Source organism: Methanobrevibacter sp. (assembly GCF_045126245.1).
Classification (GTDB): Archaea; Methanobacteriota; Methanobacteria; order Methanobacteriales; family Methanobacteriaceae; genus Methanocatella.
On sequence record NZ_JBGVOG010000045.1, the window covers coordinates 1 to 9,886 of the forward strand.

A 9,886-nucleotide genomic window follows, 5' to 3' on the forward strand; every position below is an offset into this window, starting at 1 on the left:
GATTATTCCGGGGTGCACAGTTATTGTTTTTGCACCTATCTTTTCGGCATATTGACCGCATTGAATCATTTGTTTTACACTTTCAGCTCTAATCCCCTTGTTTAGGCTTGCTATGTTAATGTCCACCGTTGCGGCATGTATTCTAACGTCCAGTCCGCAGTCAGCATATTCAAGATTTTCCCTTTCAAAAAAAGGACCTTCGCCCAGTATTTCTATCATTTCGAATTCGTGTTTTTTAGCTAAATTGATGATGTCATCGTTCGGTTGCATGAATAAAGCCAATGTTGTAAAACCAAGTTTCATATTATAATATATTTTTTCAATAACTATAAAAACTCTTTATTTTAATATAATTAATTAATATTAAAGGGAAGTAATTCAATGACTAAATATGATGGTAAAATATTGGTAAGTGAATATATGAATTTTGCAGATGAAATTTATATTTTTGATACAACCTTAAGGGATGGTGAACAGACACCCGGTGTCGCCTTGACTGTCGATGAAAAAATTCAGATAGCTCAAAAACTCAACAATTTGGGCGTTGATAAAATAGAAGTCGGTTTTCCGGCCTCTTCCAATGGTGAAGTTGAATCAGCCAAAAAGATTGCTTCATTGGGTTTGGATTCCACTCTTGCTGGTCTGGCACGATCTTTAAACAATGACATTGATGCGGTTATTGACGCTGATTTGGATTATGTTCATACCTTCATTGGAACTTCCCCGCTGCATCGCGAATTTAAGCTTAAAATGTCAAAAGAGAAAATAATTGAAAATGCCGTTAATGCTGTGGAATATGCCAAAGACCATGGTTTGACTGTTGAATTTTCCGCTGAGGATGCAACCAGAACCGAAAAGGACTTTCTATTAGAGGTATTTGGTGAAGTTATTGATGCCGGTGTAGATATTTTGGATGTTCCCGATACCGTAGGTGTATTGACTCCTGTTTATACCCATGAATTAGTTACCTACATCAAAAATCATTTCAATGTTCCGATTAGTGTTCATTTTCACAATGATTTCGGTCTGGCCACTGCAAATACCCTAACCGCTCTTGAATGCGGTGCCAATCAGGCTCATGTAACTGTCAATGGTTTAGGTGAAAGAACAGGTAACTGTTCACTGGAAGAATTGGTAATTACACTTAAGGTCGCCTATGGAATTGATCTGGGTTTGGACACTTCAAGATTATACAGTTTATCCAAATTGGTTGGACGTTTGACAGGTGTTAAGATGCCCGTCAATAAACCTATTGTTGGAGACAATGCCTTTTCTCATGAGTCCGGAATTCATGTTCATGGAATTTTGAATAATTCATTTACCTATGAACCTATGTCTCCTGAGCTGGTTGGCCATTCCAGACGTATTGTTTTGGGAAAGCACACCGGAGCAAATGCATTGAAATCAAAATTAAAAGAATTTCACATTGATTTAAATAATGATCAATTTTGTAAAGTCTTTGATGAGATAAAAAGTTTAGGTGATAGTGGCAAATGCGTAACAGATGATGATTTGGTAGCTATTGCAGTTACAGAACTTTCTTCAGCCCGTGAAACTCCAATTATTTTAAAGGGATTAGGTTTATCTTCAGGTACAGGAGTATCTCCTACAGCTACAGTTAAATTGGAAATTGACGGTGTTGAAAAAGAAACCGCCAGCACTGGAGTGGGTCCTGTTGATGCGGCATTAAATGCTATTCGTGAATTGATTCGCGATACAATGGATATTGAACTTGAAGAATATAATTTGGAAGCTATTACCGGAGGAACTGATGCGTTGGCTGAAGTGTTTGTAGTAAGTTCCGATTCATTCGGAAACCGGTCTACCGGCAGGTCCACAAATCAAGATATAGTAATGGCAAGTATTTTGGCTGTACTTGACTCAATAAATAAATTATTATTGATTCAAAAAGCATCATAATTATTGATTTTTAAAAAATGTTCAATATTAGTTGTTTGTTGTACTATTTATTTTATTTTTATTGAATTAAATTTAACAAATTTATTTATTTTTATTCATGTTAATTTTTTCATGTTTTTTTATTATTTATTTCTATAAATTTTTTAATTTAATTTATACTTTGTTTAGATTTTATCATAAATTTATATGTAAAATTTTATATACATCTACTTACTAATATTTACATGGTGAGTTAAGATGGAAAACAATACAATTTTCGTTGGTAGCAAACCTGTTATGAATTATGTTCTAGCTGTAGTAACTCAATTTAATGAGGGTTCTGACAGCGTTCTTATAAGAGCTAGAGGAAAAGCTATCAGTCGTGCTGTTGACGCTGCAGAGATTGTCAGAAACCGTTTTGTTCCAGAAGCTGAAGTTGCTGATATTAGAATTTCAACCGAAGAAATAGAAAATCACAACAATGAAAAAACCAACGTTTCTATTATAGAGATTCTAATTGAAAGAGGTAATTGATCTATTTTTAATCAAATTTCTTTTGAATATTTTTTTCAAATAAATATTTTGACAGTAAGATATTTGAAGTGCCCTTTCCATGAGCTTCTACTTTATTTTTCAATATTGCCTTTAAAATGCTGTCTATGTCCTTTTGAGAATCAACTAGGCTATAGCAATCACCGACAAATTTCCAGTAATGTGCATCACTTGCACCAAGGGAGGGTACATTTTCTTTTTTTGAGAGATTTTTTGCTTTTCTATTGCAGTACCCAACAATGAATCGGGCATTTTTTGTCTCTATTGCATCAAATTTCAAATCTTTATAATCCCTTTTATGCAGCAGGCCATGCCTGTAAAAACAGTATGGATGGGGTATTATTGCAATACCACCTAAATCGTGAATTTTGTCTATTGTTTCTTCAGGTGTTAAGTTGGAGGCTACATTTTCCTCGCACCCAAATCCAATAATATGACCATCAGTCGAAGAAATCTCTATAGATGGAATTGCCAATATATCAGTATTTCTTGTTTTTTTAACAACTTCATCAGTTCCATCAACAGTATTGTGATCGCTTATGGCTATAACGTCAATGTTTTCAATTTTTGCCTTTTTTATAATGTCATCTATTTTTGACGAAGAGTCGGGTGAGTATTCACTGTGAATATGAGAATCCATCTTAAGCATTTTATCTTTCCATTGCAGTTTTTATTAAACCTACAGTACCGGTCATCATAACGTCTCCGCCCGGAGCTGCATGATGCCAGTCAAGATTTGTTTTTTCGATCAGCTCTCTTTTCGGTCCGCTCACTATTACCTTTTCAATTTCGGATATCGGATTCAATACATGGGCTCCATGGCCATGGTCTTCATGAACTTCCTCGTGTGTTATCTCTCCGGATGCCAATCTTTTGATGTATCTTTCCAGTGATTCTCCGGTTAAGCTTGATGTGTGGTGTTCAAATACTCCTTGTATTTTACCGTTTTCTATTGATGCAGCGGTAGTGTGTCCGTTCCCGATATCAATTACAATAAAACTGTTTAACTTTTTAGCTACTTCGTCAAAACACATACCGGCTATTGAAGCGAATTTTGTATCCATTATCAGCGGAGTATCTTCAATGCCCTCTTTTTCAATTGTTCTTCTTACTGCCTGCATCCTTGTAAAATAATCAGGCAAGTTATCTGTAAATCCAAATTCCAATGGGGAAATCGGTTCGGTTATTTTTTCCCTTATCTTTTCAAACCTGAAGTCCCTGTCACCCATGTTTTCATTATATCCATGATCCTGGACAGCTATTGCAATTTTGTCAAAATCAAATTCCAAATCATAGCCTAAAAGGAATTCTGATAGCTTTCTGATGTTAATATCACCCATTGTGATTTTTGTATAGTCCTTATATTCTTTAGTATCATCTGCAATTTCAATTCCTATTGCCTTTACCTGACTTAAATCATCACGGATTGTCCTGGCACACACAGGTTCCATTACAACTTTATATCCCTTCTCCATATGCTCCAGGATACTTCTTTTAATTTTTCCTCCGCCCATTATTTCTCCTTTAAAATAGATGTCATTTTCAATTTCTCTCATTTGCTGTGAAATGTAAAGGTGAGGGGAAGGAAGAACCAATTTTATTGAGTTTTCAAGTTCTTTTTCTGTATCATAAATCATCATGTCTTGTGTTCCGGTACCAACATCAATAGCTAAAATTCTCATGATTTTTAATTGTTTTTTATATTATTAATAATTAAACTGTACATTTTTGTACACAAAAGATTTAAATAGTACATTGATGTGATTATTATTATGAATTACAAAATTACTTTATCATCCGAAGATGTGCCTAAACAATGGTACAATATTAATGCTGACTTGCCTGTAGAACTTCCTATGCCTAAAAACAGTGAAGGCAAAGATCAAATTGCATCTTTACAGAAAGCCTTTACTAAGGCTGGTCTAGAGCAGGAATTTGCTACTGACAGGTATATTAAGATTCCGAACGAAGTTAGAGAACTCTATATGCAAATGGGTAGGCCTTCTCCATTGTTTAGGGCTACCAGACTTGAAGAATATTTGAATACTCCCGCAAAGATTTATTACAAGCGTGAAGATACATCGCCTACGGGTTCACATAAGTTAAATTCTGCTATTCCTCAAGCATATTTCGCTAAAAAAGAGGGTGTTGAAAGGTTGACTACAGAAACCGGTGCCGGACAATGGGGTACTGCACTTTCACTTGCTTGCAACTTGCTTGGCTTGGATTGTACCGTTTACATGGTTAAGGTTTCATTCAATCAAAAGCCTGACAGGAAAAATATCATGAACATTTACAACGGAAATGTTTTTGCTTCACCTAGTGAAAACACTGAAATCGGCCGTCAAATATTGGCTGAAAATCCTGACCATCCGGGCTCTTTGGGAGTGGCTATTTCCGAAGCGATGGAAGAGGCTTTAGCTAATGAAGAAGTCAAATATTCATTGGGAAGTGTTTTAAACCATGTAATGCTGCATCAAACTATTATCGGTCAGGAACTCAAAACTCAACTTGAAATTGCTGAAGAAGAGCCTGATGTAATGATTGCCTGTGCAGGTGGGGGAAGCAACTTTGCCGGATCATTGTTCCCATTCATTAAGGATAAGATTGACGGCAATAGCGATACCCAGTTCATTGCCGTTGAACCTAGCGCATGCCCTACATTGACTGAAGGCAGTTATGAATACGATTTCGGTGATGTAAACGGATTTACTCCTATGCTTAAAATGTTTACTTTAGGCCATGATTTTGTTGCTCCATCTGTTCATGCTGGTGGTTTAAGGTATCATGGAATGTCCCCTCAAGTTTCTCTTTTAACTAAAGAAGGATATATACAACCTAGATCTGTACATCAAAAAGATGTCTTTGAAGCGGGAATTTGTTTTGCCCGTAATGAAGGTATTCTTCCAGCTCCAGAAACCACTCATGCAATCAAGGCTGCAATGGATGAAGCTATTAAATGTAAGGAAACCGGTGAAGAGAAAACTATTGTATTTAACTTCTCAGGTCATGGAATGTTGGATTTGAAAGGATATGCTAGCTATTTTGAAGGAACTATGCTTAACGCTAAATAATCCTTCTCCTTTTTTTTATTTTTTTCGAACTTATTTCTTATAACTTATAACTAATAACTTGCAAGTGTTAACAAATAACTTATTTGTGAAAACAAATACTTTATAAGAGAGAAGTTATAAAATATAACTTATTTGTTAAAAGTTAGTTATGATAAGTTATTTATTAGAACTTATTTTTTATAATTTAAAAGTTTTAACTTACAATATAATTCCTATCCCTTAGAGTTAAAATTGATGAATTATCCCATAGGTTCGAAATTTATAACTTAATCCTTTTAACATTTACTGAATAATTTAATGTTATTCTTTCGAACCTTAATTTTAAGTTATAATTCATAACTAATAACTTAAAACTTATCAGATAAAGGAGAATTCTTTAAATGAGTGAAGTCGTAGCGGTGATGAATCAGAAAGGAGGTTGTGGAAAAACAACAACTGTTGTAAATACTGCAACATCTCTGGCAGTATTGGGTAAATCTGTTTTGGTTGTAGATATGGATCCTCAAGCTAATGCCACAACTAGTTTTGGGATTGATAAAACTAAAATAGAAAATACCATTTACGATGCTTTAATGGGGGATATTAGTATTAAAAAAGCAACAATTCCTACGTTTATAAAAAATTTGTTTATTATCCCAAGTAATATATCCCTTAGCGGCGCTGGAATGGAACTTTCTAAACGTGATAATTACCATATTGTTTTAAAAGAGACCTTAAAAGATGTTGTTCCGTTATTTGACTATATTTTTATAGATTTACCTCCTTCATTAGGCGTAATTACTGTAAATGCATTAGTAGCCTCCGATAGCGTTTTAATTCCTATCCAAGCTGAGTATTATGCTTTAGAAGGAGTGGCTGATTTAATTAATACAATAAAATTAGTCGAAAAAAGACTAAGAAGTCCGACTCCCATTAAAGGAATTCTCCTAACTTTATTTGATAGAAGGACTAGACTCAGCAAGGATGTTCATAAAGAACTTAAAAATTACTTTGGTGAAACTGATTTGCTCTTTAAAACTATTATTCCAAGAAATATCAGATTGGCCGAAGCTCCTAGTTTTGGTAAACCTTGTTTAATTTATGATCCTGATAGTACTGGTACAAAAGCTTATTTGAAATTAGCTAAAGAAATTTTAAAAAGAGATGGGGGGGATTAAATGGCTAGAAAAGGACTTGGTAAAGGATTAGATTCACTTATTCCAGAGTTTTATAATGAAGATTTTGATAGTAATTCACCTCAATCACTGGAGGACATGTTAAACGAGAAGGGTAACCAGGATGGTGAATCTTCTGAAGGTGCTAGTGAGAATATATTTGAACAGTTGGAAAAAGAAAATTCTGAAAAAGAATCTTTAAATGATGGTGAAGAGGTTTTAAAAGATGATCAGGAAGATAATGAGGATGAAATCTCATCCGAAGACATATCTGGCGGTATACCTAGCGAAGAGAGCGTACAGGCATCACAAGAAATCAAAATCCAGGAAGAACACGTAGCTGAAGTTAAGGAAATTGTCGATAAGAATCCAAGAATCACCCTGTGGTCCTCAAGGTCATCTGCTGTGTTTAGATATTTAAGGAAAACCGAACCTGAATTCAGCATTTCAAAGGAAGCCTCAATTTTAATTGATGAAGCGGTTTCCAAAAAATACCCTGAAATATGGGCATTATTTGATGATTATTAATATATTCTACTTTTTTTAATATATTTTATTTGATGGTTTTTTTACACTTGAGTTATTCTATTGTATATTTTATAAAATCTATTGTCTAAATGTATTATTTTATATTTGTTGATGAGTTATTTTAATCATAACAATATAAATTTTAAAAATATTAACAGATTATTCTAGAATTCAAATGTAGTTTGAAATTCACCGCTTATTTTGATATATGGCTCTGCCCTGTCCACTACAACACCCAAATTTCTAAGCTGTTCTTTTGATGTAAAAGGCATTTTTTTCCTAATAGAAATTATTTTTCTTGCAGATTTCACACCAATTCCAGGTACCCTTATCAGCTCATAGAGCGGTGCGGAGTTGATTTCTACAGGGAAGATATCCATATTTTTTGCAGCCAGAATTTTTGGATCCTGGGTAAGTGACAGCTTATCGTTTTCATCAAATACCAATTCCTTGACCTTGTAGTGATAATCATTCAGCAGACTGTCAGCGTTATATAATTTTGCTGTTCTGTCTGTTGAACAGGCTTCTTTAGATGAAAATTCAGTATCTTCAATTGGGGTGAATGCTGAGAAATATGTCCTTTTCAGCTCTGATTTTTTGTAGATTTTTTCCATTCTCTCAAGAATTTCCCTGTCACTTTCATCATTTGCACCGACAATAAGCTGTGTGGTATGTGTAGAATTTGGATATGTTGTGCTTTTGTGCTGTAGACTGTTGATCCAGGATAATCTTTTCAGTATGTCCTTATTGTAATCCTTTGTAGATGACAGTTCAGCAAGACCTGAAGGTGTAGCTGCTTCAATATTGATGCTGACTCTATTTGCAAGCGCCATTGCCCTTCTGATAGAATCCTTGCTGGCCCCAGGTACAACTTTCAGGTGAATGTAGTCATCATATCCGTACTTGTTTCTCAGCAGATGTACAGTTTCAATCTGTTTTTCCATTGTAGAATCGACATCTCCCGAAATTCCGGAACTTAAAAACAAGCCGTTTACAAGACCTCTATTGTAGTATCCAAGAAATGCTTTTGCAAGCTCTTCAGGTGAAAGTTCAAGTCTCATAAAGTCTCTTTTCGATTGGTTAATGCAATATTTGCAATCGTTTTTACACTTGTTTGTCAAAAGAGTTTTGAAAAGAGGAATCTTGCAGCCGTTATGGCCTGTGGCTTCATAAATGCCGGGCAAATTAACCTGTGAACTCTTGTTATGGCTGACATAGTCACATAAGTCATACTGCGCCGAATCAGTTAGGATTTTCATCTTTTCTAAAGTACCCATAATAACCAATTTGTTCGTTCAATTATATAATTGTTTGTTCAATATCGAACAGAATTTTGTAACATTTACCCAACATTAAATAATAAAATTTATATTTAATGAAAATTTTATATAGTTATGCATATATGTTTGGATTATAGCAGATATGATTAGGACATGTATGTTAATGAAAAAATTTGTTGAAAAATAGTATTAAATATTTGAAAAAACAGAGATTAGGTAGCTTTCTAATTAAGTTTAGGGAACTATCGAAAGGCTTTTGACACATGTCTTAACCATGAGCAATTATGGTTCAGTTATAGGACATATACCTATTAAAAAAAGATCAAACAAGTAGGACATATACCTAGTAAAAAAAGATCAATTGACTTTCTATTTAATTTCAGGTCAACACGATTAAGTAGAAAGGAATTAGGGATTTACTTTCCTATAATAAGTAATCATAAATAACTATTTGCTATACACATATAGTACTGGCTTTTAGTCAGGTCAGTTATTTTAAATCAATTCCCATTATTGGTTTTTATATGGCTGATTTTAGTTATTTCTTTATTTTTTTTATAACTTTTATAGATTTTTCATTGTATCTGTCAATCTCATTTTGGACTATAATATAAATATTTATATATGTTGAAAATCATATTATCAATTGGTACTATAAGGTGCTAATTTTAGTATTTTATTGTATCGAAATTCAGGTTTTTTTTCAAAATATTTCATATTATTAAAAGGCAAAAAGTTTTCATTTGTAAGTTAAACAACGGATGTTTTTTTTCACATATTTTCTATTATTGAATGGCAAAAAGTTTTCATTATATTAAAGTTAAACAGTATTTGATTGTTTAAAAGGGAGAATTATATGCGTTTTAAGCGAGAAATGTTTTTAACTTTAATACTATTACTGACGATTTTTTCACTTTCATTTGCGAGTGCAAGTGAAATTGGAACATACGAACAAAACACAGGCGAACTTAATTCGATATCTATTTCTGATATTGATCCAATCGATGCAAATTTGAATAATGTAAATGATATAGATGAAATTGAAACTGATGATTGTTTGACTAATAATGGAACACAACTATTGCGTTCTAGTAATGATGAAAAAGATGAAGATTTAGAAATGCTTCGCGCTGGGAATGGTTTAAATATTCTTGGTGCTAGTAATGATGAGCCTATTCTTGGTGACCGTGAACCACAAGGAAATACTATTCAAGCTGTTTTTGAAGCAATTAGATTGTGTAGTGAAGATGGTGGAGGTACAGTCTATCTGAATAATCAAACCTATACTGTAGCTTGGTATCCTCAACCTCAGGTATCAAGTATCAGAAATGTAAGGGTTGTTGGTGGAACTCGTAATAATCCAAATCTAATGTCTACATTTACTACCCAAGGAGGGGCT

At 33.8% G+C, this 9,886-nt stretch carries 9 protein-coding genes and 1 pseudogene; 6 read left to right on the forward strand and 4 right to left on the reverse strand.

The window, feature by feature from the left end:
- A pseudogene (locus ACJMLZ_RS03610) lies at nt 1-303 on the reverse strand (sugar phosphate isomerase/epimerase); the annotation flags it as partial.
- A gap of 78 nt (nt 304-381) precedes the next feature.
- On the opposite strand from ACJMLZ_RS03610, the gene ACJMLZ_RS03615 reads away from it, so the two are divergent.
- Nucleotides 382-1,920 carry a 2-isopropylmalate synthase gene (locus tag ACJMLZ_RS03615; protein ID WP_405303996.1) on the forward strand — a complete coding sequence of 513 codons (1,539 nt, stop codon included), beginning with the start codon at nt 382-384 and terminating at the stop codon, nt 1,918-1,920.
- Between the two features lie 237 nt (nt 1,921-2,157).
- A complete protein-coding gene (gene albA, locus ACJMLZ_RS03620) occupies nt 2,158-2,433 on the forward strand; it encodes a DNA-binding protein Alba (protein ID WP_405303997.1) in 276 nt (91 codons plus the stop codon).
- A gap of 7 nt (nt 2,434-2,440) precedes the next feature.
- Here the strand turns inward: albA and ACJMLZ_RS03625 are convergent, their stop codons facing one another.
- A complete protein-coding gene (locus ACJMLZ_RS03625) occupies nt 2,441-3,100 on the reverse strand; it encodes a PHP domain-containing protein (RefSeq protein ID WP_405303998.1) in 660 nt (219 codons plus the stop codon).
- Between the two features lies 1 nt (nt 3,101).
- The gene (locus ACJMLZ_RS03630) at nt 3,102-4,133 is read right to left on the reverse strand and encodes a DUF1786 domain-containing protein (RefSeq protein ID WP_405303999.1); all 1,032 of its coding nucleotides are present in this window, start codon (nt 4,131-4,133) and stop codon (nt 3,102-3,104) included.
- A gap of 90 nt (nt 4,134-4,223) precedes the next feature.
- On the opposite strand from ACJMLZ_RS03630, the gene ACJMLZ_RS03635 reads away from it, so the two are divergent.
- From ACJMLZ_RS03635 to ACJMLZ_RS03645, 3 genes are all read left to right on the forward strand, one after another.
- A complete protein-coding gene (locus ACJMLZ_RS03635; protein ID WP_405304000.1) occupies nt 4,224-5,525 on the forward strand; it encodes a TrpB-like pyridoxal phosphate-dependent enzyme in 1,302 nt (433 codons plus the stop codon).
- Between the two features lie 380 nt (nt 5,526-5,905).
- Nucleotides 5,906-6,682, forward strand: coding sequence for a ParA family protein (locus ACJMLZ_RS03640; RefSeq protein ID WP_405304001.1), 777 nt, complete (start codon nt 5,906-5,908; stop codon nt 6,680-6,682).
- Nucleotides 6,683-7,207 carry an AAA family ATPase gene (locus tag ACJMLZ_RS03645; protein ID WP_405304002.1) on the forward strand — a complete coding sequence of 175 codons (525 nt, stop codon included), beginning with the start codon at nt 6,683-6,685 and terminating at the stop codon, nt 7,205-7,207. It abuts the gene before it with no gap.
- 164 nt (nt 7,208-7,371) lie between these two features.
- Here the strand turns inward: ACJMLZ_RS03645 and ACJMLZ_RS03650 are convergent, their stop codons facing one another.
- The gene (locus ACJMLZ_RS03650; protein WP_405304003.1) at nt 7,372-8,484 is read right to left on the reverse strand and encodes a radical SAM protein; all 1,113 of its coding nucleotides are present in this window, start codon (nt 8,482-8,484) and stop codon (nt 7,372-7,374) included.
- 859 nt (nt 8,485-9,343) lie between these two features.
- Here ACJMLZ_RS03650 and ACJMLZ_RS03655 point away from each other — a divergent pair.
- Nucleotides 9,344-9,886: hypothetical protein (locus ACJMLZ_RS03655; RefSeq protein WP_405304004.1), on the forward strand; the 543-nt coding region annotated here is incomplete at its 3' end.

Coding starts and splice junctions, on each gene's coding strand:
- ACJMLZ_RS03615 (WP_405303996.1), top strand. CDS start 382: ATGACTAAATATGATGGTAAAATATTGGTAAGTGAATATATGAATTTT.
- albA (WP_405303997.1), top strand. CDS start 2,158: ATGGAAAACAATACAATTTTCGTTGGTAGCAAACCTGTTATGAATTAT.
- ACJMLZ_RS03625 (WP_405303998.1), bottom strand. CDS start 3,100: ATGCTTAAGATGGATTCTCATATTCACAGTGAATACTCACCCGACTCT.
- ACJMLZ_RS03630 (WP_405303999.1), bottom strand. CDS start 4,133: ATGAGAATTTTAGCTATTGATGTTGGTACCGGAACACAAGACATGATG.
- ACJMLZ_RS03635 (WP_405304000.1), top strand. CDS start 4,224: ATGAATTACAAAATTACTTTATCATCCGAAGATGTGCCTAAACAATGG.
- ACJMLZ_RS03640 (WP_405304001.1), top strand. CDS start 5,906: ATGAGTGAAGTCGTAGCGGTGATGAATCAGAAAGGAGGTTGTGGAAAA.
- ACJMLZ_RS03645 (WP_405304002.1), top strand. CDS start 6,683: ATGGCTAGAAAAGGACTTGGTAAAGGATTAGATTCACTTATTCCAGAG.
- ACJMLZ_RS03650 (WP_405304003.1), bottom strand. CDS start 8,484: ATGGGTACTTTAGAAAAGATGAAAATCCTAACTGATTCGGCGCAGTAT.